The sequence below is a fragment of the Pseudomonas sp. GW821-FHT11G12 genome, assembly GCF_058808055.1.
In genome coordinates this window covers 151,231-173,338 of record NZ_JBXARH010000002.1, presented here as the reverse complement: position 1 = coordinate 173,338, position 22,108 = coordinate 151,231, and the positions used below count along the sequence as shown (strand labels likewise).

The 22,108-nt window shown below is 62.6% G+C and carries 18 protein-coding genes; 10 read left to right on the top strand and 8 right to left on the bottom strand.

The annotated features are described in order from the left end of the window. The first annotated feature begins 31 nt into the window (after window positions 1-31). The gene (gene lpdA, locus AC1RR7_RS08485) at window positions 32-1,432 is read left to right on the top strand and encodes a dihydrolipoyl dehydrogenase (protein WP_096817076.1); all 1,401 of its coding nucleotides are present in this window, start codon (window positions 32-34) and stop codon (window positions 1,430-1,432) included. A 37-nt stretch (window positions 1,433-1,469) separates the two neighbouring features. On the opposite strand, the gene AC1RR7_RS08480 is transcribed toward lpdA, so the two are convergent. After that, window positions 1,470-1,943: an Lrp/AsnC family transcriptional regulator gene (locus AC1RR7_RS08480; RefSeq protein ID WP_007954205.1), complete on the bottom strand. Its 474-nt coding sequence runs from the start codon at window positions 1,941-1,943 to the stop codon at window positions 1,470-1,472. Between the two features lie 144 nt (window positions 1,944-2,087). On the opposite strand from AC1RR7_RS08480, the gene AC1RR7_RS08475 reads away from it, so the two are divergent. Then, the gene (locus tag AC1RR7_RS08475) at window positions 2,088-2,717 is read left to right on the top strand and encodes a LysE family translocator (protein ID WP_102622622.1); all 630 of its coding nucleotides are present in this window, start codon (window positions 2,088-2,090) and stop codon (window positions 2,715-2,717) included. Here the strand turns inward: AC1RR7_RS08475 and AC1RR7_RS08470 are convergent. From AC1RR7_RS08470 to AC1RR7_RS08450, 5 genes are all read right to left on the bottom strand, one after another. Continuing rightward, a complete protein-coding gene (locus AC1RR7_RS08470; RefSeq protein WP_493157094.1) occupies window positions 2,714-4,852 on the bottom strand; it encodes a tetratricopeptide repeat protein in 2,139 nt (712 codons plus the stop codon). The genes AC1RR7_RS08475 and AC1RR7_RS08470 overlap by 4 nt on opposite strands. After that, complete coding sequence (locus tag AC1RR7_RS08465) at window positions 4,839-6,035, bottom strand: DUF3142 domain-containing protein (RefSeq protein ID WP_493157092.1); 1,197 nt, start codon at window positions 6,033-6,035, stop codon at window positions 4,839-4,841. Before AC1RR7_RS08465 ends, AC1RR7_RS08470 begins: the two co-directional genes overlap by 14 nt. A gap of 80 nt (window positions 6,036-6,115) precedes the next feature. Next, complete coding sequence (locus tag AC1RR7_RS08460) at window positions 6,116-6,931, bottom strand: class I SAM-dependent methyltransferase (protein ID WP_102622625.1); 816 nt, start codon at window positions 6,929-6,931, stop codon at window positions 6,116-6,118. Window positions 6,932-7,034: 103 nt separating this feature from the next. Beyond that, window positions 7,035-8,339 carry a glycosyltransferase gene (locus tag AC1RR7_RS08455; protein ID WP_493157090.1) on the bottom strand — a complete coding sequence of 435 codons (1,305 nt, stop codon included), beginning with the start codon at window positions 8,337-8,339 and terminating at the stop codon, window positions 7,035-7,037. Continuing rightward, the gene (locus AC1RR7_RS08450; RefSeq protein WP_493157088.1) at window positions 8,333-9,895 is read right to left on the bottom strand and encodes a glycosyltransferase; all 1,563 of its coding nucleotides are present in this window, start codon (window positions 9,893-9,895) and stop codon (window positions 8,333-8,335) included. The genes AC1RR7_RS08455 and AC1RR7_RS08450 overlap by 7 nt, the downstream gene beginning before the upstream one ends. Before the next feature lie 424 nt (window positions 9,896-10,319). On the opposite strand from AC1RR7_RS08450, the gene AC1RR7_RS08445 reads away from it, so the two are divergent. Genes AC1RR7_RS08445 through AC1RR7_RS08410 form a run of 8 tightly spaced genes read left to right on the top strand, consistent with a single transcriptional unit; the run spans window position 10,320 to window position 19,308 of the window. Continuing rightward, a complete protein-coding gene (locus tag AC1RR7_RS08445; RefSeq protein ID WP_493065575.1) occupies window positions 10,320-11,234 on the top strand; it encodes a GDP-mannose 4,6-dehydratase in 915 nt (304 codons plus the stop codon). Continuing rightward, window positions 11,231-12,202, top strand: a complete 972-nt coding sequence (gene gmd, locus AC1RR7_RS08440; RefSeq protein WP_096817063.1) for a GDP-mannose 4,6-dehydratase — start codon at window positions 11,231-11,233, stop codon at window positions 12,200-12,202. The genes AC1RR7_RS08445 and gmd overlap by 4 nt, the downstream gene beginning before the upstream one ends. A gap of 3 nt (window positions 12,203-12,205) precedes the next feature. After that, entirely contained in the window at window positions 12,206-13,648 is a 1,443-nt protein-coding gene (locus tag AC1RR7_RS08435) for a mannose-1-phosphate guanylyltransferase/mannose-6-phosphate isomerase (RefSeq protein ID WP_493157085.1), read from the top strand. Next, window positions 13,649-14,446: an ABC transporter permease gene (locus tag AC1RR7_RS08430; protein WP_096817060.1), complete on the top strand. Its 798-nt coding sequence runs from the start codon at window positions 13,649-13,651 to the stop codon at window positions 14,444-14,446. It abuts the gene before it with no gap. Further along, window positions 14,446-15,699, top strand: coding sequence for an ABC transporter ATP-binding protein (locus AC1RR7_RS08425; protein ID WP_096817058.1), 1,254 nt, complete (start codon window positions 14,446-14,448; stop codon window positions 15,697-15,699). Before AC1RR7_RS08430 ends, AC1RR7_RS08425 begins: the two co-directional genes overlap by 1 nt. Next, window positions 15,696-17,063, top strand: coding sequence for a glycosyltransferase family 4 protein (locus AC1RR7_RS08420; RefSeq protein ID WP_096817056.1), 1,368 nt, complete (start codon window positions 15,696-15,698; stop codon window positions 17,061-17,063). The genes AC1RR7_RS08425 and AC1RR7_RS08420 overlap by 4 nt, the downstream gene beginning before the upstream one ends. After that, window positions 17,047-18,177 carry a glycosyltransferase family 4 protein gene (locus tag AC1RR7_RS08415; RefSeq protein WP_493157083.1) on the top strand — a complete coding sequence of 377 codons (1,131 nt, stop codon included), beginning with the start codon at window positions 17,047-17,049 and terminating at the stop codon, window positions 18,175-18,177. The genes AC1RR7_RS08420 and AC1RR7_RS08415 overlap by 17 nt, the downstream gene beginning before the upstream one ends. Beyond that, a complete protein-coding gene (locus tag AC1RR7_RS08410; RefSeq protein WP_102622630.1) occupies window positions 18,178-19,308 on the top strand; it encodes a glycosyltransferase family 4 protein in 1,131 nt (376 codons plus the stop codon). Window positions 19,309-19,312: 4 nt separating this feature from the next. Here AC1RR7_RS08410 and AC1RR7_RS08405 read toward each other — a convergent pair whose 3' ends face one another. Together AC1RR7_RS08405 and AC1RR7_RS08400 are read right to left on the bottom strand one after the other, a co-directional pair. Further along, a complete protein-coding gene (locus AC1RR7_RS08405; protein WP_493157080.1) occupies window positions 19,313-21,343 on the bottom strand; it encodes a 2Fe-2S iron-sulfur cluster-binding protein in 2,031 nt (676 codons plus the stop codon). A gap of 45 nt (window positions 21,344-21,388) precedes the next feature. Next, window positions 21,389-22,015, bottom strand: coding sequence for a glutathione S-transferase family protein (locus tag AC1RR7_RS08400; RefSeq protein ID WP_192559373.1), 627 nt, complete (start codon window positions 22,013-22,015; stop codon window positions 21,389-21,391). Between the last annotated feature and the right edge of the window lie 93 nt (window positions 22,016-22,108).

Genomic DNA, 22,108 nt, shown 5'->3' with positions numbered 1-22,108 from the left:
CGATCCGCATTCTTCAGCCAGGAGTAAGCGCATGAGCAACTATGACGTAGTGATTCTGGGCGGTGGGCCCGGCGGTTATAACGCGGCGATCCGCGCCGGCCAGTTGGGCCTCAAGGCCGCGTGCGTGGAAGGGCGCGCCACGCTGGGCGGCACCTGCCTCAACGTCGGTTGCATGCCGTCCAAGGCGCTGTTGCATGCGTCCGAACTGTACGATGCGGCGATGGGGGCGGAATTCGCCAACCTCGGCATCGAGGTCAAACCGACGCTCAACCTCGCGCAAATGATGAAGCAGAAGGACGAAAGCGTCGCCGGCCTGACCAAAGGCATCGAGTTCCTGTTCCGCAAGAACAAGGTCGACTGGATCAAGGGCTGGGGCCACATCGACGGTCCCGGAAAAGTCAGCGTGACCGGCGATCAGGGCAGCCGCATCGAACTGACCGCCACCGACATCGTCATCGCCACCGGCTCCGAACCCACTCCCCTGCCCGGCGTGGCAATCGACAACCAGCGCATCCTCGATTCCACCGGCGCCCTGTCCTTGAGCGAAGTGCCCAAGCATCTGGTGGTGATCGGTGCCGGCGTGATCGGCCTGGAGCTCGGCTCGGTCTGGCGGCGACTCGGCGCGCAAGTGACGGTGGTGGAATACCTCGACCGCATCTGCCCGGGCGTGGATGGCGAGGCCGGCAAGACCCTGCAACGCTCGCTGAGCAAACAGGGCATCAGCTTCAAACTGAGTTCGAAAGTCACCAGCGCCACGTCTTCGGCCAACGGCGTGCAATTGAGCATCGAACCGGCAGCCGGCGGCACCGCCGAGCTGCTGGAAGCTGATTACGTGCTGGTCGCCATCGGTCGCCGTCCTTACACCCAAGGCCTGGGCCTGGAGAACGTCGGCCTGAGCACCGACAAACGCGGCATGCTCGCCAACAAACACCATCGCACCGAAGCACCCGGCGTCTGGGTGATCGGCGATGTCACCTCAGGGCCGATGCTTGCGCACAAGGCCGAAGACGAAGCCATGGCCTGCATCGAGCAGATCGTCGGCAAGGCGGGCGAGGTCAACTACGACCTGATCCCCAACGTGATCTACACCCGACCGGAACTGGCCAGTGTCGGCAAGACCGAAGAGCAGCTCAAGGCTGAAGGCCGGGCCTTCAAGGTCGGCAAGTTCCCGTTCACCGCCAACAGCCGGGCGAAGATCAATCACGAAACCGAAGGTTTTGCCAAAGTCCTCGCCGACGCGCACACCGACGAAGTCCTCGGCGTGCACCTGGTCGGCCCGAGCGTCAGTGAAATGATCGGCGAGTACTGCGTGGCCATGGAGTTCAGCGCGTCGGCCGAAGACATTGCGCTGACCTGCCACCCTCACCCGACCCGTTCCGAGGCGTTGCGTCAGGCAGCGATGAATGTCGAGGGCATGGCAACGCAGATGTAAGCACTTCGCGGATACTTCCCGCGCAATGCGGGAAGTATCAGGACGGCAAATGCCCCAGGGGCAACGCTCCCGGGGTCTTCACCGTGTGAATCGCAAAGTTGCTGCGGATGTCGCTTACCCCCGGCAACTTCAGTAGACAACCGGTTAAAAAACGGTCGTAGGCGCGCAAGTCCGGCACCACCACTTGCAGCAGAAAATCCGATTCCCCTGAGACCAGAAACGCCGAAATCACCTCCGGCAACGCTGTCACCGCCCGGTGAAACGCCTCGGCCTGTTCATCGTTGTGTCGTTCCACCTTGACCCCGACGAACACCGTCAGCCCCAGCCCCACTTCGTCACGGTCCAGGTTCGCCTGATAACCGCGAATCACCCCGGCCTCTTCGAGCATCCGCACCCGGCGCAGGCACGGCGACGCGGACAAACCGATCTCGTCCGCCAGTTGCACATTGCTCAGGCGCCCGTCCCGTTGCAGCGCGGCGAGAATCTTGCGATCGAAGGCGTCGAGTTTCATGGTTGGCAGATCCTGATGGTGTAACCGCAAAAAGAAAGCAGGTTATGCCAATCTCAATAGTTATAGAAGCGAACTACGCAAGCACCTGCCCTGCCCCTCGGTCATAGACTGGTTGCACCGAATCGACAACGAAAGGGGTGCGACATGGCGAGTCTCTGGCTGTTTTTCCTGGCTTTGGCGGTGGTCTATCTGCTGCCCGGCCCGGACATGATCCTGCTGTTGCAGACCGGTGCCCGCCAGGGTCGCGGCGCAGCACTTGCCACGGCGGTGGGGCTGGCGGTTGCCCGAGGCTGTCATGTCGCACTCGCGGCGCTGGGGCTGGCGGCGCTGTTCAAGGCTGCACCGTGGACGTTCGATGCGGTGCGGATGGCCGGGGCGGCGTACTTGCTGTGGATCGGCATTCAATGCCTGCGCACCACGCTGCTGCCTGATCTGAACGCCGGCACCGTAACAGACGGCCATGGGCAGTGGCGCGCCGCGATCCGTCGTGGCCTGCTGACCAACCTGCTCAACCCGAAAGCCTTGCTGTTCTGCTCGGTGCTGCTGCCGCAATTCATCGTGGCGAATGGCGCACCGGTGCTGACGCAGTTTGCGGTGCTCGGTGCGATGCTGGTGGCCGCTGGATTGCTGTTCGACAGCGCCTATGCCTTGCTCGGCACGGCGCTGGGCCGCTGGCTGAAACACAGCCCAACGGCCCAGCGCGTGCAGCAGTGGTTGTTCGGCAGCCTGTTGATCGGCTTCGCTGTGCGCCTGACGTTCGTCCAGCAGGCTTAAGCTTTGCGGGCCTTGCGTTGGCGGCGGGTGATGATCACCAGCGCAATGACGGTCAACCCAATGATGGCGCCGATCTGCACTGCACGCTTGTAGGGTCGCAACACCCCGCGAACAGCGTCGACAACCTGGGTGACGTAGCGTTTGTCGGCGTTGGCGAAGTCCGGATAAGGGCATTGTTGGCCGAAATAGCCGCCCCAGCCCATGTACGGACCTTCTTTCACATATCGCTGATACAGCGCGCTTTGCTCTTGCAGGCTGCTATTGAAACCGGCGGCCGAACACAACACGGCGGCGAACGCCTGGCTGGTGTGCGGCAAGTTATCCGCCGCACGGCTGGCCAGCGCTGTGGCAACAAACCGATAGTGATAGCGCTCATCCGGCTGCGCTTCACTGGCTTTCTGCCGTTGCACTTCAGCCTCGCTCACCAGCGGCCCGACTTTCAGCTCGGTGTTTTCCAGGCTGTAGTTACCGCCGAAGGTCGCGTAATCCGGGGCCATTTCGTAACCCAGGATGTCCATGCCCCACTCGCGAGCCGTCCACGCCGCATTGAACAGCGCACTGGCACGCTTGGTCGGCCACCACGCCGAATCAGCCTTCAGGCGTTGCTCGCCATAGAGCCGAGCCTTGTGCTGCAAATCGGCATTGTCGAAATAGCCGACCGCCTCTTCGTAGTGCCCTTCACGCAACAAACGCCGGCCCAGCAGATTGCGCAGGCTCGCGGCCACCGGCAGCGGCACGTAATTGTCACGATCCTGCTGGCTCAGCGCGGGCGGTGCCGGGACGTTGGTATCGACGTAGTTTTTCAGCTCCTCGACCGTCAGCACTCGCTCGGCCACCGTCGCGGCGTCGAACCAGTAAATGCTCTGGCTGCGATACAACTGATCGAAGGCCTGCAGGTACTCGCCACGTTGCAGCGCAAGAATCGCGCTTTCACCCTCGACCCGGCATTTGGGCTGAAGGGATTCAAGATTCCAGTCGGCGGTACGCCGCTCGCCCCAGGATTCACCCTGCGGGAACGCTTGCGCAGCTTTCGCATAGGCCGCAGCCGCCGCGACCTTGTCGCCATCGCGCACCGCCAGTTTCGCCCGCAGCCACCACGCCAGGCCGCTGTCGCCGGCGTGTTCGAGGAACGCCTTGGCGCTGGCGTAGTCGCCCTGTTGATAATTCATGGCCGCCAGACGATCAGCGTTATCGAGGCTGCCGCGCGTGCTCTCCTGCAACGCCTTGATCAGTTTTTTCTCGTTCGGCGGCTCGTCGCCGAATGACCAGCCGATCCGGCTGATCAGCGACGCGGTCACCAGCTGCTGCACGGCTTTGCCGCGCAACAACTTCTCCAGTCGATCCTCGGGTTCTTCGGCCAGATCGTTCATCAACAGCTTCAGCGAGGTGTAGCCGACGTTCGAGCCATGCAGGTTTTGCGTGGCATAGAGTTCGATGGCCTTGTCCCAACTGCCCGCCGTGCGCAGCGCTCGTGCTTCTTCGCCGAGGCTGGCCACGCCGAGTTCCAGCGGATCGCTGAAACCGTCGATGCTCAGTTGTCGCGTCTGGCGGAAGGCTTCGATGGCGTTTTCCAACGCGTCGAGCGTATCGCCTGCTTCGCTGCTCATGGCAAAGAACGCCCGGCCCAGCGAATAAGCGGCCCAGGTGCTGCGCAACGCGCGTTGATCGGCCGGCAGCGCCAGCAACTGGCGGAAGTACTCGACGGCCAGTTGATGATCACCGGCGCCGAACGCTACCGCGCCCGCCACATACAGACGCAGTTCCGCCGGCAGGCTCGCGCCCTGCACCTCGACCTGACGTGCATCGGTCAGGCTGCGCAGTTGCTTGACCAGCGCCTGCTGCTCCACGCTCAGGCCCTGCTGCTCGGCCTTCTCACGCAGTTCAGCGGGCTCCTTGGGTTCGCCATAGATGTCATCCGGGTTGTAGGTGACCGCCGTGACGTTCTTCAGCCCGGCAATGGTCTTGCCGAGGCGATTGATCTCGAACTTGAAGTTGCCCTCCGGCAGTTCCGCCAGCGATTGCCCGCGATCGTCGAGCAGACGCATCGGGAAATCCGGGCCGCAGGCCAGCGCCGATCCCAGCGGCAGGCTGAGGCTCAGGCAAAGCAGATGGCGGGGCCAGTTACGGGTCAACATGCGAACCTCCTTGATCAATATTTGCGCAACGTGCCCAACCGATCGCACGCTGCCCGCCCGCCGGCAATCGGCCGTCGCGCAAGCGGGTGAAGGTAAGCAGATCCGCAGTCTGTTGCAATGCATAACCGGCGAGCGCATCGGCGCCTTCACAGCCGCTGGCTTTTACCCGAACGCGCGCAGGCCAGGGGCTATCAAGGTTGCCGGCGTTTCCGAGCGTGATGTCGTAGAGGCCGTCCTGCGCCTTGAAGCTCAAGTCGAGTTTGCTGGACAGCGCATCGCCTCGGGCCACCGCACGCAACGTGGTCAGACTCCACGCCCGGCGGTCATTGGCCAGCGGCAGGCGGAACCAGATCAGCCCGGCCAGGTGCGCCGGTCGATCCTCGCGCAGTGCTTTGGCGAGTCGGCTCAGTTGCTGTGGATCGGCCAGCAATTCGCGGCGCTCGCCACCTCGCTCCAGCGTCACTTCGCTTTCCACCACCGGCGCGCCACCGCTGTCCGGCAACAACGCTACACCGTAAGCCGGCAGGGCCAGGTAGAACGGTTTGTCGCTGATCCGCCCCCAGCGCTTCGCCCAGTCGCGCGCCTGCTCAGGGTCGAACAGACCGCGTCGCGGATCGCTGACCGCATGCACCTGCAGCACGCTGCTGTCGACTGTTGCCAGCAGCGTCGGCAGTTGCGGGCTGTCGAGCCAGGCCGGTAATGCGGTGATGCTCAAGGGCAGTGATGACGGCAACGCTGCGCGCAGATGAAGGAGGAAGTCAGCGTACGCGGGCAGCCGCGCATTGCCGGCATCGTGATCGATCTCGACCCCGGCCAGCGTGAGTCCCTGGGTTTGCCAGTCATCGATCACCTGAAGGATCTGCGCCGTGACCTGATCCTGATCCAGCGCCTTGAGCTGACCATCGAGGCGAATCACCGCGATCAGCGGCCGGCCATCGCTTTTCAGCAATTGCGGATCGATCCGCGCCCGGCTCCAGCCTGCTTGTGGGAAAGCCTGCAACGCCAATACCCGCAAGGTCGAGAAATCAGTGCGGCTGCCCTTGAGCGCCGCCTCATGGCCCGGCGTCCACTGGCGTTGCCAGACGTAGAGTTGTTGATCGAGGGGCGCTGCTTCCTGACGCTCGCAGGCAGACAGCAGCAGGGCTGTGGCAAGCAATGCCGACAGCCCGAAAAGAAACCGCATGACGTGCAAATCCCTGGCAACACAAGGCTGCAAGGTTACACAAAACCGACGGGAGCGCGGCCGCTCCCGGAAAAAACGCGCTACGGTTTACGGGCGATGATGACCTGACTTTTCGCCATGACGCTGTCCAGCGCATGTTTGATCTGCGTGCCACGCGGCGAATTGAGCACGGCCTCCCAGGTCTTGGTCCATTGATTGAGCAACGGATGATCGGGGCTGCCCAGGTCCACGTTGGCTTCCCAGAACAGCAGCATCCACAGTGACCGATAGAAACCGTACTGGCTGTGGCTGACGATCTCCAGGCCCGCTTCGCTGACCATGGCCTTGAACTGCTCCTCGCTGATGATGCGAATGTGGTTGGGCTTTTCGAAGTACTCCGGTATGGCGATGCCTTTTTGCACATCTTCGGAACTGGGGTGCGGCACGCTCAGCAGATACAGGGCGCCCGGCTGGCCAATCCGCACCAGTTCGGCGAGGAACTGTGCCGGATCGTCGACATGTTCAAGCACCTCGGTGGACACCACGCGGGTCGCGGTGTTGTCGGCGATCGGCAGCGGATTGCCGTCGGTGACGTGGTACTCGACGCTGCGGGCCGAGGTTTCGCTGAGCCGCTGGCGGGCGGCTTCGATCTTGGCTGCATCGATGTCGGCGACGATGATCCGCGCCCCGCGCATCCCGCAGAACTGCATGTTGCCGCCGTCGCCGCAACCGACGTCGACCAGTGTGTCCTCGGGGCCCACCGTGAAGCCTTTGTACAGCTCGCCGGTGTCATGGTTGAACCAGCCGCTGAGCATGGCATCGCGCAAGCCGAGCTGGAACGTGTCGACGTCCTCGACCACCGGCGCGGCAGGCTGTGCAGGCGTCGATGCCGTGAGTTTCTTCAAAAGTCTCAGCATGGGTTGGCTCCAGAAAAAGGGTCGACGTTGGGCGAAAGTGTTTGCAGCGGTTGGCGGGCGATGATCACCGGACGAGGTCGCAAGCTTCGAGTCAGCACGCGGATCATGAGCCGGAGACCTCAACGGTTGTCATCGCACGATGCTCGAACAGCTGCGCCAGAAAGTCCTGCAGGCGCTGCTCGGCCACAGCCTGGCTGCAGAATCCTTGCAGGCTCAGAACAGCTTGAGACGACATTTGTGCATAACGTTGTGGCTGGTTTTTCGCCACGTCGTAACTGTCGCGGTAGGCGACGCAGACCGACGCCCAGTTGGTCACGTAACGCAGCGTGCGGAACGCCTTGCGCGGATCGTGGGGCCACGCGGTGAGTTCGTCGGTGGACTCGACCAGGAACGCATTGTCCTCGCTCAGGTAATCGATCATCGCCGTGGTGCGTGGCGCCACCGCTGGTTTGCCGCAGGACATGAACTCCATCAGCGGCAGGCACTGGCCCTCGCCGTAGGACGTGTTCACCACGTAACGGGTCGCCTGCACCAGTCGCTCGTAGTCCGCGTCCGCGAGGTAGCCGTAGATCAGCACGATGCGGCAGCGGTAGGAGCGGTTTTTGTACAGGTGATGAAGGATGTCGCTGAGGGCCTCTTCGGCATCGTGGTGGGTGAGTTTGAGCACCAGCGTTGCGTCCTCGACCTCACGGAATGTCACGCAGAACGCACTGAGCATGTCTTCCCAGTTCTTGCGTCCGTCGCCGGGGTTGAACACCGAGGTGTACACCACGCCATCCAGCAACAACTCTTGCTCGCGAACCGGCGCCTCGAAATCGATGCCCTTGCCACGACGCAGATGCTTCGGGCCGAAGGCGTCGAGATTGAGTTGGCGACTGTCGGCCACCAATCCCTTGATCTTCAGGCGCACCGGCCCCGTCGAGGGCTGGCCTTGCAGTTGGGCGCCCCGGGCGGCAAAGCGGTCCCACACCGGCGCCGGCACCGCGACAATCGGGTAATCGCCGCCCATGGCCTCGCGCACCGCGTCGACCGTGTAACTGGAATGGGTGATCGCCGCCCCGCAGGCGCGCAACACCGTGCGCCAGTCATTGCGTGGCTCGCCGTCGAAAGGCTCATTGGGGATAGTGCTGAACTCCCAGGCGAACACCGGCAACGTCGGGCAAGCCAGATGAATCGGTGTGCGATGGGGCGGCGAGAACGACAGGAACACGCACGGCTCGCCATGGGCCAGGCATTCCAGATACAGCGCATCGACTTCGCGGGCCGGGTCCGTCACTTCCACCACCCGCCCGAGACGCTCGAGCACCGGCCGGTATTCCTTGAGCACGAAGTAATAGCTGTACTCGGAACGGCCAAGGTTCTGCGCGATGGTGTGCTGGTTGGTTTCCGAATGAATGATGATCAGCATGAGGCGTTGTCCGTCACGGGGGCGGCATCGGCAGCCGCTGGCTCAAGGCCGAAGAAGTCCGCCAGGCGCTGCTGCACCGGGGCGAAGGCGCAGTAGTCGTGCATGCGCTCGACGGCGGCGACCGACATTCGGCGATAGTCCTGCGGTTGCGCCTTGGCCATCCGGTAACTGTTTTCGTAGGCACTTTTGAGCGAGCCCCAGTCCGGCCGGTGACGCAGGGTGCGGTAGATGATGCGGGTGTCCTGCGGCCAGATCGTCAGCTCTTCGCTGGACTTGACGACAAAGGCCACCGAATCGTCGATGTAGTCTTCCATCGCCGTGTGATCCGGAGCGATCACCGGTTTACCGCTGGACATGAACTCCATCAGCGGCAGGCACAGGCCTTCGCAGCGCGAAGCATTGACGTAAAAACTGGCAGCCTGGTAGAGCCGCGCATACTGCGGATCGTCCAGATAGCCGTGCAGCACCAGCACCCGGCAGGCGAACGGCGTCAGTTGCGCGAGCAAGGTCATCAGTTCGCTGTAATAGGACGCCAGATCGTTCTGGGTGATCTTCAGCACCAGCGTTGCGTCAGACGTTTCGCGAAAGGCCCAGCAGAACGCCGTGATCAAGTGATGCCAGTTCTTGCGGCCATCCTTGGGGTTGAACACGGTCACGTAGATCACGCCATCGACTGTGGTTTCGACCACCCCCGAGGTCTCCGGCAGGTCCAGCGGTGGTGGTTCGTCCACCGCCACTTCATGGGGGCCGGCAATGTTCGGCAGGCGTCGTTCGAGCCAGGCATGGGCCTTGTCCGAGAACAGATCGCGAAAGCCTTCCCAGTAGCCGTGATGCAGGTATTTCACGCGGGCCATGGGCTCAGGTTGATCGCTCGGGTTCAACGCCCACAGACGCAGGTAATGACGGGCGATGACCAGACGGCGCTTGAGTGTCAGGGGCGGCGGACGGCGCGCCTCGATGTCCGCCAGTTGCTCGGCGGTCAGCGGTTTGGGCAGCAGATCATCGGCGCACAGCCCCAGCGTGCGGCTGTCGAAAATGCAGCCCTTGATCGCCAGGGTCGCCCCGGGATTGATCGGCGCGCTGACAGGTTGCTCACGGATGGCCGCGAAGTTTTCCCACAGCGGAGTCGGCAATACCAGGACCGGAAAGTCTTCGCCCATGGCTCGTCGGATTGCCCGGGCAGTGTGGCTCGACAGCGTGATGACCCGTCCCTGTCGGGCAAGCATCTGCGTCCAGTCCTGATGTTGATCGCCGTCCCACGACTCATCGGGGATGGAATCGAACTCCCATGCAATCACGCAGATCGTCGGGCATTCCAGATCGGTCGGGGTATTTTGCGGCGGGGTGAAGGACAGGAACACACTGCTTTCGCCGGAGGCGAGCAGTTGTCGATACAGTGGATCGACTTCGTCGCGGGCGGACACCACATGCACCCGCCCCAGACTTTCGAGCACCGGGCGATAGGCCTTGAGCACGAAGTAATAGCTGTATTCGGGACGCCCGAGACTCTGGCTGATGGAGCGGTCGTTGACGTCCGAGTAGAGAATGAAATTCATGGCATCCCACGGTGCGACCGCCATCCCGGCAGCCTCACGCTATGACGGCCAGGCATCGGATCGGGTCGGCATGGCCGACAGTCGTCCTGTGTCCGAAGCACGTCGTCGTTCTTGTTTTAGTGGTCAGTTTCACCGTATTGCGCAACCACTTGGGCAACGCTCGGTAAACCGCGACGAGGGGCATTCTAAACACATCCGTTCAGGATTCGTGAACCGCCCGGCGAGAAAAACCGGGCTACGCTGACGAGAACTGACCGGTCACGGTTTGGTCGGTTGAAATTGCCGAGCAATTGGCACAGATTGGCAACCAAACAACTACAACAACGACTTCACCCGTCTTGCGGCCGGATTTTTTCCCGGTCAGACAGACATCCCCTCAAAGCCTGTGGGAAGCGGTGAAAGTTAAAGACCAAGGGGTCGCTGTTTGAAAAAACGTCTGTTCATCACGGGCCTCAGTGGGTTCGTGGGACAACATATCCAGTCGCGCCTGATGCTCGATGACTCGGTGTGGGAACTGCTGCCTGCCGCTTCACCCTTCGACCTGACGGACCCGCAAAGCCTCATCGACCTCTGGCCGCAATTGCCTGACGCCGTGATTCACCTGGCCGGTCAGACATTCGTCCCCGAAGCGTTCCGCGATCCGGCCCGCACCTTCGACATCAATCTGCTCGGCACCCTGAACCTGTTGCAGGCGCTCAAGGCCAGAGGCTTCAAGGGCCCGTTTCTGTATGTCAGTTCCGGCGACGTGTACGGTCAGGTCGACGAATCCGCACTGCCGATCACCGAGCAACAGCCGCCCTGCCCGCGCAATCCCTACGCAGTGAGCAAACTGTCCGCCGAATTCCTCAGCCTGCAATGGGGCCTGAGCGAAGGCTGGCCAGTGCTGGTGGCGCGTCCGTTCAACCACATCGGCACCGGGCAGAAAGACAGCTTCGTCATCGCCAGCGCCGCGCGGCAGATCAACCGCATCAAGCAGGGGCTGCAAGCGCCGCAACTGGAAGTCGGCGACATCGATGTCACCCGGGACTTCCTCGACGTCGACGACGTGGTTTCGGCCTATTTCGCGCTGCTGGAAAAAGGCACGCCGGGACAGGTCTACAACATTTGTTCGGGCCATGAGCAAAGCATCCGCAGCCTCATCGAGCAGATGGGCGACCTGGCCGAGGTCGAGCTGCAACTGGTTCAGGACCCCGCGCGCATGCGCCGCGCGGATCAGCGTCGTGTCTGCGGCAGCCATCAACGGCTCGCCCGGACCACAGGATGGACGCCGCAAATCTCTATACAACAATCCCTGCGGGCGATCCTGTCCGACTGGGAGAAGCGAGTACGACAAGAATGACAAAAAGTGCATTGATCACAGGGATCACCGGCCAGGACGGCGCGTATCTGGCCAGACTGCTGCTCGACAAGGGTTACAAGGTTCACGGCCTGGTGGCGCGGCGCAGCAGCGACTCGCGCTGGCGCCTGCGGGAAATGGGCGTTGAAGCCGACATCGTGTACCTGGACGGCGACATGGCCGACGCCTGCTCGGTGCAGCGCGCGGTCATCAAGTCGGCGCCGGACGAGGTCTATAACCTCGCCGCACAAAGCTTCGTCGCTGCGTCCTGGGATCAACCGGTGACCACCGGCATCGTCGATGGCCTGGGCGTGACTCACCTGCTTGAAGCCATCCGCCAGTTCAGCCCGCACACGCGCTTCTACCAGGCGTCCACCAGCGAAATGTTCGGTCTGATCCAGGCCGAGCAACAGGACGAGAACACCCCGTTCTACCCGCGCAGCCCGTACGGCGTGGCCAAACTCTATGGCCACTGGATCACCGTCAACTACCGCGAAAGTTTCAACCTGCACGCCAGCAGCGGCATCCTGTTCAACCATGAATCGCCACTGCGCGGCATCGAATTCGTGACCCGCAAGGTCACCGACGCGGCCGCCCGGATCAAGCAGGGCAAACAGCAGGAGCTGGCCCTGGGCAACATCGACGCCAAGCGTGACTGGGGGTTTGCCGGCGATTACGTCGAGGCCATGTGGCTGATGCTGCAACAGGACAAGCCTGACGACTTCGTGGTCGCCACCGGGGTGACCACCACCGTGCGCGAGATGTGCCACATTGCCTTCGATCACGTGGGTCTCAACTACCGCGACTACGTGAAGATCGACCCGGCGTTCTTCCGCCCGGCCGAAGTCGAAGTGCTGCTCGGCAACCCGGCCAAGGCCCAGCGCGTGCTGGGCTGGAAACCGAAAACCGATCTCGACACCCTGATCCGCATGATGATGGATGCGGACATGAAACGCGTCGCCAAGGAGTAGGCCATGCTGATCCCCGTGATTCTGTCCGGCGGTGCCGGTACCCGTTTGTGGCCGGTGTCCCGCGAGGGCCACCCGAAGCCGTTCATGACCCTGCCCGACGGCCAGTCGCTGCTGGGCAAGACCTATCGGCGTGCCGCCGGTCTGCTGGACGGCTGGGGCGACATCGTCACGGTGACCAACCGCGAGTACTACTTCCAGAGCAAGGATCACTATCAGGCCGCGCGCCTGTCCCGGCATCGCGGGCACTTTTTGCTTGAGCCCACCGGGCGCAACACCGCCCCGGCCATCGCGGCTGCGGCGCTGGCACTGCAAGCCCTGCACGGCGACGAGGCGATCATGGTGGTGATGCCCGCCGACCACTTGATCGTCAACGAAGACGCGCTCAAGAGTGCGGTCGAACACGCGGTCAATCTGGCGAAGGACGGTTATCTGGTGACCTTCGGCGTGGTGCCGACCGCCCCGGAAACCGGCTTCGGCTACATCGAGACCGGTGCGCCGCTGGATGCCAGGGGCGCGGCCAAAGTGCAGCGTTTCGTGGAAAAACCCGATCTGCAAACCGCCACCCACTACCTGGAAAGCGGCAATTTCCTGTGGAACTCGGGGATGTTCTGTTTCTCCATTGCAACGCTGATCGCCGAACTGCAACTGCACGCTCCGGAACTGCTCGAACAGACCCGGACCTGCATGGCGGCGAGCGAGCCGCTGGAGACCACCGGTTACCTGCAACAGGAACTGTCACCGGCGCTGTTCGCCGAGATCACTGACATCTCCATCGACTACGCGTTGATGGAGCGCTCGGAAAAAGTCGTGGTCGTACCCGCCAGTTTCGACTGGAGCGATATCGGTTCCTGGGGCGCCGTCGCGGCGCTGGTGCCGGCCGACGCCGACAACAACCGCGCCAGCGGCGAAGCGATCTTCATCGACAGCCGCAACAATTTCGTTCAAAGCGAAGGCCGGTTGGTGGCCGCCGTGGGTGTGGAAGACCTGATCGTCATCGACACCGCCGACGCCGTGCTGGTGGCCCACGCCGACCGTTTGCAGGATGTACGGCGGGTGGCCAAGCAGCTCAAGGACAAGTCCCACGAAGCCTATCGCCTGCATCGCACGGTCAGCCGTCCGTGGGGCACCTACACCGTGCTCGAGGAAGGCCCGCGCTTCAAGATCAAGCGCATCGTGGTCAAGCCTGGCGGCAAGCTTTCGTTGCAGATGCACCATCACCGCAACGAACACTGGGTGGTGGTCGAAGGCATGGCCAAGGTCACCAACAACGGCAGTGGCACCACGCTGGTGGCCAAGAACGAATCGACGTTCATCGCCGCCGGGCACAAGCATCGACTGGAAAACCCCGGTGTGATCGATCTGGTGATCATCGAAGTGCAAAGCGGCGAATACCTGGGAGAGGACGACATCGTCCGCTTCGAAGACCAATACGGCAGGACGGTTTAAATGCTGTTTTCCCTGTACCGCTCGCTGCATGACTATCGAGGGTTCATTCTCGGCAGCGTGCAGCGAGAGTTTCAATCGCGGTATCGCAATTCACTGCTGGGGGCCTTGTGGCCCGTGTTCAATCCACTGTCGATGATCATCGTTTACACCGTGATCTTTTCCCACATCATGCGCGCTCGCTTGCCGGGCGTGGATGACAGCATGGCCTACAGCATTTACCTCTGCGCCGGTCTGCTGGCATGGGGGCTGTTTTCCGAAATCACCCTGCGAAGCCAGAATATGTTTCTGGACAACGCCAACCTGCTGAAGAAAATCAGCTTCCCCAGAATCTGCCTGCCGGTGATTGTGCTCTGCAACGCGGCGATCAACTTTGCCATCATCATCGGCCTGTTCCTCGGGTTTCTGCTGATCACCGGGCGCTGGCCGGGCATGGCACTGCTGGCGCTGATCCCCCTGATTGCGCTGCAGATGATGTTCTGCGCAGGGCTGGGCATGGTCCTCGGCGTATTGAACGTGTTCTTTCGCGATGTCGGTCAGCTCTTCGCCATCTGCCTGCAGTTCTGGTTCTGGCTGACGCCGATCGTGTACCCGATGAGCATCCTCCCGGAGTGGGTCCAGCGCCTGCTGCAACTCAACCCGTTGACCAACCTGATCGGCAGCTATCAGAACCTGTTCCTGTACGGGCAGTGGCCCGTCTGGAACTCCCTGCTGCCGGTGTTCATTGCCGCGCTGGTGATGTGCCTGATCGGCCTGCGCCTGTTTCGCAGGCGCGTCGGTGAAATGGTGGATGAACTCTGATGGGGCATATCCGCGTAACCGGCCTGGGCAAGGCTTACAAACAGTATCCGACACGCTGGAGTCGCCTGGCGGAATGGCTGATCCCGTTTTCCCCGCTGCGCCACAGCCAGCATTGGGTGTTGCAGGATGTCGCTTTCGAAATCGCCCCCGGTGAGGCGGTGGGCATCGTCGGCGCCAACGGTGCGGGTAAAAGCACGTTGCTGAAGATGATCACCGGCACCACCCAACCCACCTGCGGCAAGATCGAGACTGAAGGTCGCGTCGCCGCATTGCTGGAGTTGGGCATGGGGTTTCACCCGGACTTTACCGGCCGCCAGAATGCGATCATGGCCGGGCAGCTGCTGGGCATGCAGGTCGACGAAATCGAAGCGTTGATGCCCGACATCGAACATTTCGCAGAAATCGGCGAGGCCATCGACCATCCCGTCCGCACCTACTCCAGCGGCATGCAGATGCGCCTGGCCTTCAGCGTCGCCACCGCACGGCGACCGGATATCCTGATCGTCGACGAAGCCCTGTCGGTGGGTGACTCCTACTTTCAGCACAAGAGCTTCGACCGCATTCGCAGCTTCCGCAAGGCGGGCACCACATTGCTGATCGTGTCCCACGACCGCTTTGCGATCCAGTCGATCTGCGACTCGGCCATCCTGCTCAAGGACGGCCACATGGCCATGTACGACAAACCGGAAGTGGTACTCGATTATTACAACGCCGTGATGGCCGAACGCGAAGGCCAGGTCGTGCGTCAGGAAAAACTCACCGGCGGCGAAGTGCGGACCGTGTCCGGCACCGGTGAGGCCGTCATTCTCGGGGTGCGCCTGCTGGATGAACAGGAGCGTTCCATCGATGCTGTCGAGGTCGGTCAGCCGGTGGTGCTGGAAGTGCAGGTCGAAGTACGCAGCGACATTGAACGACTGGTGCTCGGCTTCCTGATCAAGGATCGCCTGGGCATGATGATGTATGGCATCAATACCCATCGCCTCGACAAGGCACTGACGGACCTGCACGCCGGAGAGCGCTTCACCTATCGCTTTGCCTTCGTGATGGGACTGGGTAAGGGCAATTACTCGGTATCGCTGAGTCTTTCGCGCCTGGACTCCCATCTGGATCGAAACTTCGAGTGGCGCGACTATGGCTTGGTGTTTCATGTGATCAACGGCCGCCAGGAGGATTTTGTCGGTGGCTCGTGGCTCAACGCCAAGGCCTCGATAACCCGCAATGCCGGTGCTGCTCTGACAGAGCGCGCGCCATGACCCGGCTGCTGGTCGAATGCACCCACGTGTTCCGGCACCCGAAAATCAATTCTGGGATTCAGCGGGTGGTGCGCAACGTCATCAAGCAATTGCCGCCGAGCGCCGAAGGGGTCGAGTGCGTGCCGGTGGTCTTGCTCAAGGGCAAGCTGTACCGCGTGACACGTCTGGCGCCACTGGATTCGCCGCTGCTCAACGCCGTCGTCACGTTTGGCGAGCGCCTGGAGCGGCTGGCCCATCGTTTCTGGCAACTGCATCAGCGCCTCGACAGTCGTTGCCGGACCCAACTGACACGACGTGCGCTATACGTCAGCTATCGCCTGGCGTCGTTCGGCCTGTTCGGCATTCCGTTGCGGCTGGTCGAGCAGGTCAACCGCTTTCAGTTGCCCCAGCGCTGCGAGCCTTTGCAACACCGGCCGGGCGATCACCTGGTGTTGCTGGATTCGTCCTGGCACTCGGACTTTTTCCTGCATGCCGAACGGCTCAAACGCGAAGGCGTGGGCATCGTTGCGGTGATCTACGATCTGATTCCCCTGACCCACCCGCAGTTTTACGACACGCGGCTGGTGCAGGTTTTCAGCGAATGGTTCGACTGGATTACCCGCACCGCCGATGGCTACCTGGCGATTTCCGCCACGGTGCGCGATCAGGTTCATGAGGAAGTGCAGCGCCGCCTCGGTTCGGCACAGGTCGAAAAACGCTGGTTCGACTATTTCCACCTCGGGTCGGAGCTGGATCTGCAGAGCGTCGAGGCCGCCGTCGAGCCGCGCCTGGAACGTCTGTTCGCCACACCGGAGCCGATGTTCCTGATGGTCAGCACCATCGAGCCGCGCAAGAACCACGACTATCTGCTGGATGCTTTCGAACGTGCCTGGGCGGCCGGTTCGAATGCTCGGCTGTGCATCGCCGGACGCATCGGCTGGAAGTGCGACGCCCTGCTCGCCCGGGTGCGCAACCACGGCGAACTGAACCGGCGCCTGTTCATGTTCAACGACCTGAGCGACACCAGCCTGGAACACGCGTATGCCCATTCCAGCGCATTGGTGTTCCCGTCGTTCGTCGAAGGCTTCGGCCTGCCGCTGGTGGAAGCCATGCAGCGCGGATTGCCGGCGATGGGCAGCGATATCGCGGTGTTCCGTGAGATCGGCGGCGAGTTCATGGCCTATTTCGATTTGCAGGACCCGCAATGCCTCGCCGACCTGGTGATCGCCTTCGAGCGCAGCGGCCAATTCCCCGCTGCCCGCAATGTGGCCGACTGGCAATGGATCGGCTGGCGCGAAGCCAGTCAGCAACTGGCCGAACGCACCGCACGCCACGTGCTGCATGCGCCCGCGGCGCAAGCGAGGTCCCATGCGCATAGCCCTTAACGCGCGGATTCTCCAGGCACCGCGCACCGGAATCGGCCACTACGTCGCCGAACTGGTGAACGCCCTGCACACCGAGACCGATATCGACGTGGCGCTGTTCCACGGCTGGGGCTGGAGTTCGCAGTTGCCGGAAGCGGCAATGCCCGGTTACTCGCGCCTGACCCCAATGCTGCGCAAGATCCCCGGTGCCTATCAGGCCCGCCGCTGGCTGGAGCAGAAACGCTTCGATCAGGGCCGCACGCCCGACATCGACCTGTACCACGAACCGAGCCTGTGGCCGCTGGCCTTCGACGGCCCGACCGTGATCACCCTGCACGACCTGACGCACCTGCATTTCCCGGACACCCAACCGCAGACACGACTCAGGGAAATCGAACGTCGGCTGGCCGACGGCATCCGGCAGGCGCGGGTGATTCTGACCGACTCGCAAGCCATCGCCGACGAAGCCCAAGACTATTTCGGACTGCCTGCCGAACGCTTCGTGGTGGCGCCCTTGGGTGTCGCCGAGCGCTTTCATCCGCGCGAGCCGCAAGCCATCGACGCGGTGCTCAAGGCGCATGCCGTGGAGGCGCGGGAGTATTTCCTGTGTGTCGGCACCCTGGAGCCGCGCAAGAACCTGGGCCTGGCCCTGCGTGCCCACGCGCTATTGCCTGAAGCCGTGCGCCAGCGCTTCCCGCTGTTGATCGTCGGCATGGCCGGCTGGCAGCGTGAGCAGTTCAGTGACGAATTGCGTCAGGCCCTGGCCAGCGGTCATGTGTGCCTGCTCGGCTACTTGCCGGATGAGCAGGTCGCGCAATTGCTGGCCGGCGCCCGGGCGCTGGTTTTTCCCTCGTTGTATGAAGGTTTTGGCCTGCCGGTGCTGGAAGCGATGGCCAGTGGCACGCCCGTGGTGGTCACCCGATCCTCGGCGATGCCGGAAGTCGCGGGTGCCGCCGGCAACTATATTGAAGCTGACGATGCAGAAGGCTTGCGCGATGCGCTGAGCCGCCTGATCGACGATCAAGTGCATTGGCAGGCATGCCGAGAAGCCGGATTGCAGCAGGCACGGCTTTTTTCCTGGAAGCGTTGCGCGCAGGCCACGGCCGGCGCCTACCGCCAGGCTTTGGGAGGTTGAATGCGAGTTCTTCATTTTTTCAAGACGTACCTGCCTGACTCAGTCGGCGGCATCGAGCAAGTGATCTTCCAGCTCTGCGAAAGCGGCGCCCAGCATGGCATCGAAGGCCAGGTGCTGACCCTCAGCGCCAATCCAGAGCCGGCGGTGCTGCAACTGGGCCAACACGAAGTGCATCGGGCCAGGCTCGATATCCAGTTCGCTTCCACCGGGTTTTCCTGGAGCGTGTTCAAACAGTTTCGCGAACTGGCCGCCGAAGCCGACGTGATCAACTACCACTTCCCGTGGCCGTTCATGGACCTGGTGCATTTCGCCAGCGGCGTGAACAAACCGAGCGTGGTGACCTACCACTCGGACATCATTCGCCAGAAGAACCTGCTCAAACTCTATCGTCCGCTGATGAACCGTTTCCTCGCCAGCGCCGACCGGATTGTTGCGGCCTCGCCGAACTACCTGCACACCAGCGATGTGTTGCAGCAGTTCCAGGACAAGACCCGCGTCATCCCCTACGGCTTGAACAAGGCCGGTTATCCACAACCCGACGTCGAGCGCATGAACCGCTGGCGCCAGCAGCTTGGGGATAAGTTTTTCCTGTTCGTCGGGGTGATGCGCTACTACAAGGGCCTGCACATCCTGCTCGAAGCCTTGAAAGACGTGGACTACCCGGTGGTGATCGTCGGTGCCGGCCCGCTGGAGCAGGAACTGCACGCCCAGGCCGCTGCGCTGGGGCTGCGCAATATCCACTTCCTCGGACGCCTGAGCGATGAAGACAAGGTCGCCCTGCTGCAATTGAGCTACGCCATCGTTTTCCCGTCGCATCTGCGCTCGGAAGCGTTCGGCATTTCGCTGCTGGAAGGCGCGATGTACGGCAAGCCGATGATCTCCAGCGAGATCGGCACCGGCACCAGTTACATCAATATCCACAACGAAACCGGGCTGGTCGTACCGCCGAGTCATCCACAGGCGTTTCGCGAAGCGATGCGCACCCTGTGGGAAAACCCGACTCGCGCCGCTGAAATGGGCGTCAAGGCTGAAGCCCGTTACCGGCAGTTATTCACAGCCGACGAAATGGGTCGCAAGTGGACGGCGCTGTATCAGGAACTGTTGGAGGAAAAGGCGCTGTCCTACGCCTGATCCTCTACAGATCCAGCACCAGCGGCTGGGCACTTTGCGCCGGCACTGCACAGCAGATCAGCACTTGTCCTTCCTCCGGCACTTCGGCCGGGGGCTGTGGATAATTCACCGCACCGCTGATCAGCCGCGTCTTGCAGGTGCCGCATGATCCTCCGCGACAGCTGAACTCGGGACGCAAGCCACGACTTTCCGCCAGCTCCAGCAGACTGCCGCCATCGGGCTGCCACCGCGCTTCCTTGGCCGAACGCTCGAAGACCACCGGCACCGAGGTGGTGGCAGCCGGCAATTGTTCGATCACGATGGCGTCCGGATCGGCCTGCCGCTTGAGGGTCGAGGGGCCAAAGGTTTCGGCGTGGATCTGGTCGTCACGCACGTCCAGTTCACGCAGGCTGTCGTAAAGGCCTTGGGTAAAGCCGCCGGGGCCGCAAAGCACAAAGTCGATCTGATCGAAGTCCTCGACGTCCAGCAGGTTCCTCAGCAATGAGCCGTCGATGCGCCCGTGCAGGTCGTAATCCTCGCCTTCGACCAGGTCGGGCTCCGGCTGACTGAGCAGGCGCAACACCCGCACCGAATCGCCGGCGTCCTCCAACAAGCGGTCCAGCTCCACACGAAACGGTTGGTCGGCAAGGCTTCGAGAGCTCTGGATCAGCCAGGTCGGACGAATCCGCCGGGTGCGCAGGCCCTGATACACCACCTCACGCAGCATCGACAGCAACGGCGTAATGCCAACTCCGGCTGCAAGCAAGACCAAAGGCCGACGCTCCAGCGGCGCCACGGTGAAATGCCCTTGGGGCGAGCGCGCCTCCAGCACATCACCGACGCGCACCTGATCGTGCAGGTGCGTCGATATCCGCCCTTCACGCTTTACGCTGATCCGGAAGAAATCATCCGACGGCGCGCCCGACAGACTGTAAGTGCGGATGAACACCTCGCCATCGAGATTGAAGCGCAACGGCAGATGCTGCCCGGCCTGGAACACCGGCAAACCGGCCCCATCCACGGGTTCGAGGTAGAACGAACGAATGTGCTGGCTCTGCGCTTCAATCCGCGCCACCCGCAGCGGCCGCCAGCTGTCTCCCAGGGCCTGGGCCTGCAAACGTGCGTCGGCCTGAGCCCAGGTGCCGGTCAGCAGACTGGTCGGCGACATGCCGTCGAAGCGCCAGCGCAGGGCCAATGCGCCCGGACGCCGCACCGCTTTTTCCACCTCGAACGTCCACAACCGCTCGGCGCCCTGGAAGGCTGCGATCTGCGGCCCGTCGAGAATGACCTCGGTACGGCCGCTGAGCTGCAACAGATCACCTGTGGAAAAGTCGATGAACAGCAAGCCAGCCCGGGGATTGAGCAGCAGGTTGCCGAGAGTGTTGAAGTGCAGGTTGCCGGCAAAATCCGGGATGGTCAGGCGATTGCCCTCCACCCGCACGAAACCGGCCTGGCCGCCACGGTGCGAAACATCCACCGAGCGCTCGCCGTCGACATCGACGTAACTGGCGACGAAGAAGGTGTCGGCTGTTTCGATCAGCGCGACCGCCGTGTCATCGAGCCCATCGAAATGCTCGGCACGCCGGGTTTGCGGGTCTGCCAGCGGCACTCGCTGGAACTGGCGCAACTGAATGTACTGCGGGCAGTTGCCGAAGGACTGATCGACCGTCAAGTCGAAGCCGCTCGTACCCAGGTTGCCAATGTGGCCGTTGAGGCGATTGCGCCGACGGGTGTGCAACTCGATGCCGAGCAGGCCGATGGCCGCACCTGCCTGCAACTGCGCCGGGTCATCAAAGGCGGGCAGACTGTCGAAGTGCAACTGCGTCGGTTCCGGAGAGTGCGCGAAACCCGGCTCACCCTCCAGCACACTGGCCCAGGGACGGCCATCGGCATCCACCGCGCCGAACAGCATGAAGGGTAATTGCTGATAGAACTGACGGTGCTGATCCGGCATCCAGGTGCGAATCACCTTACGACCGAATTCCTCCATGCGCTCGGCAACACCGACCTGCGCTTGCAGTTGTCGCTCGCCGGCGTGCCAGGGTGAACGTTCCATGACGACCTCTCCCCCACGCCAGCGGCGCAGTCTGGATGGTGAACCTCAGGCGCTGGTTTGCAGACCGGCGACGGTACGTGGCATGCCGATGAAACCGGGCAATGCTTCAACCCGCGCCAGCCAGGCGCGCACGTTGGCATAGTCGTCCAGCGACACATTGCCTTCCGGCGCATGGGCGATGTAGCTGTAGGCCGAGACGTCGGCGATGGTCGGCTCGTTTCCGACCAGATACGGGGTCTTGCCCAGTTCCAGATCCATCACCTTCAGCAGGTTGTGCGCACGGGTGATCGCTTCATCGGCGTTGAGTTTCGCCCCGAACACCGTAACCAGCCGCGCCGCCGCCGGACCAAAGGCAATCGGTCCGGCCGCTGCCGACAGCCAACGCTGGACGCGCGCCGCGCCGACCGGGTCGCTCGGCAGCCAGCGACCGTTGCCGTACTTCTGCGCCAGATACACCAGAATCGCATTGGAATCGGCCAGCACCACGCCGTTGTCATCAATGGCCGGCACTTGCCCGAAGCTGTTGATCGCCAGGTAATCAGGTTGTTTGTGCTCGCCCTTGGCCAGATCAACAAAGATCAGTTCGGTCGGCAGTTGCAACAGGGACAGCATCAGCTCAACCCGGTGGGCGTGGCCGGAACGCGGGAAGTTGTAGAGTTTGATCGCTTGCATGGTCGACTCCGCAGGGCTTAGGTGCCGCTCAGGAGGGTCGGCGGCCGTGGCAGTCATCTTCCACCTATCGCGAAAACAACAGAATCACCAGCA

What these genes read in the sequence shown, in the direction of transcription:
- lpdA (WP_096817076.1), top strand. Translation starts at nt 32, where the DNA reads ATGAGCAACTATGACGTAGTGATTCTGGGCGGTGGGCCCGGCGGTTAT.
- AC1RR7_RS08480 (WP_007954205.1), bottom strand. Translation starts at nt 1,943, where the DNA reads ATGAAACTCGACGCCTTCGATCGCAAGATTCTCGCCGCGCTGCAACGG.
- AC1RR7_RS08475 (WP_102622622.1), top strand. Translation starts at nt 2,088, where the DNA reads ATGGCGAGTCTCTGGCTGTTTTTCCTGGCTTTGGCGGTGGTCTATCTG.
- AC1RR7_RS08470 (WP_493157094.1), bottom strand. Translation starts at nt 4,852, where the DNA reads ATGTTGACCCGTAACTGGCCCCGCCATCTGCTTTGCCTGAGCCTCAGC.
- AC1RR7_RS08465 (WP_493157092.1), bottom strand. Translation starts at nt 6,035, where the DNA reads ATGCGGTTTCTTTTCGGGCTGTCGGCATTGCTTGCCACAGCCCTGCTG.
- AC1RR7_RS08460 (WP_102622625.1), bottom strand. Translation starts at nt 6,931, where the DNA reads ATGCTGAGACTTTTGAAGAAACTCACGGCATCGACGCCTGCACAGCCT.
- AC1RR7_RS08455 (WP_493157090.1), bottom strand. Translation starts at nt 8,339, where the DNA reads ATGCTGATCATCATTCATTCGGAAACCAACCAGCACACCATCGCGCAG.
- AC1RR7_RS08450 (WP_493157088.1), bottom strand. Translation starts at nt 9,895, where the DNA reads ATGAATTTCATTCTCTACTCGGACGTCAACGACCGCTCCATCAGCCAG.
- gmd (WP_096817063.1), top strand. Translation starts at nt 11,231, where the DNA reads ATGACAAAAAGTGCATTGATCACAGGGATCACCGGCCAGGACGGCGCG.
- AC1RR7_RS08435 (WP_493157085.1), top strand. Translation starts at nt 12,206, where the DNA reads ATGCTGATCCCCGTGATTCTGTCCGGCGGTGCCGGTACCCGTTTGTGG.
- AC1RR7_RS08430 (WP_096817060.1), top strand. Translation starts at nt 13,649, where the DNA reads ATGCTGTTTTCCCTGTACCGCTCGCTGCATGACTATCGAGGGTTCATT.
- AC1RR7_RS08425 (WP_096817058.1), top strand. Translation starts at nt 14,446, where the DNA reads ATGGGGCATATCCGCGTAACCGGCCTGGGCAAGGCTTACAAACAGTAT.
- AC1RR7_RS08420 (WP_096817056.1), top strand. Translation starts at nt 15,696, where the DNA reads ATGACCCGGCTGCTGGTCGAATGCACCCACGTGTTCCGGCACCCGAAA.
- AC1RR7_RS08415 (WP_493157083.1), top strand. Translation starts at nt 17,047, where the DNA reads ATGCGCATAGCCCTTAACGCGCGGATTCTCCAGGCACCGCGCACCGGA.
- AC1RR7_RS08410 (WP_102622630.1), top strand. Translation starts at nt 18,178, where the DNA reads ATGCGAGTTCTTCATTTTTTCAAGACGTACCTGCCTGACTCAGTCGGC.
- AC1RR7_RS08405 (WP_493157080.1), bottom strand. Translation starts at nt 21,343, where the DNA reads ATGGAACGTTCACCCTGGCACGCCGGCGAGCGACAACTGCAAGCGCAG.
- AC1RR7_RS08400 (WP_192559373.1), bottom strand. Translation starts at nt 22,015, where the DNA reads ATGCAAGCGATCAAACTCTACAACTTCCCGCGTTCCGGCCACGCCCAC.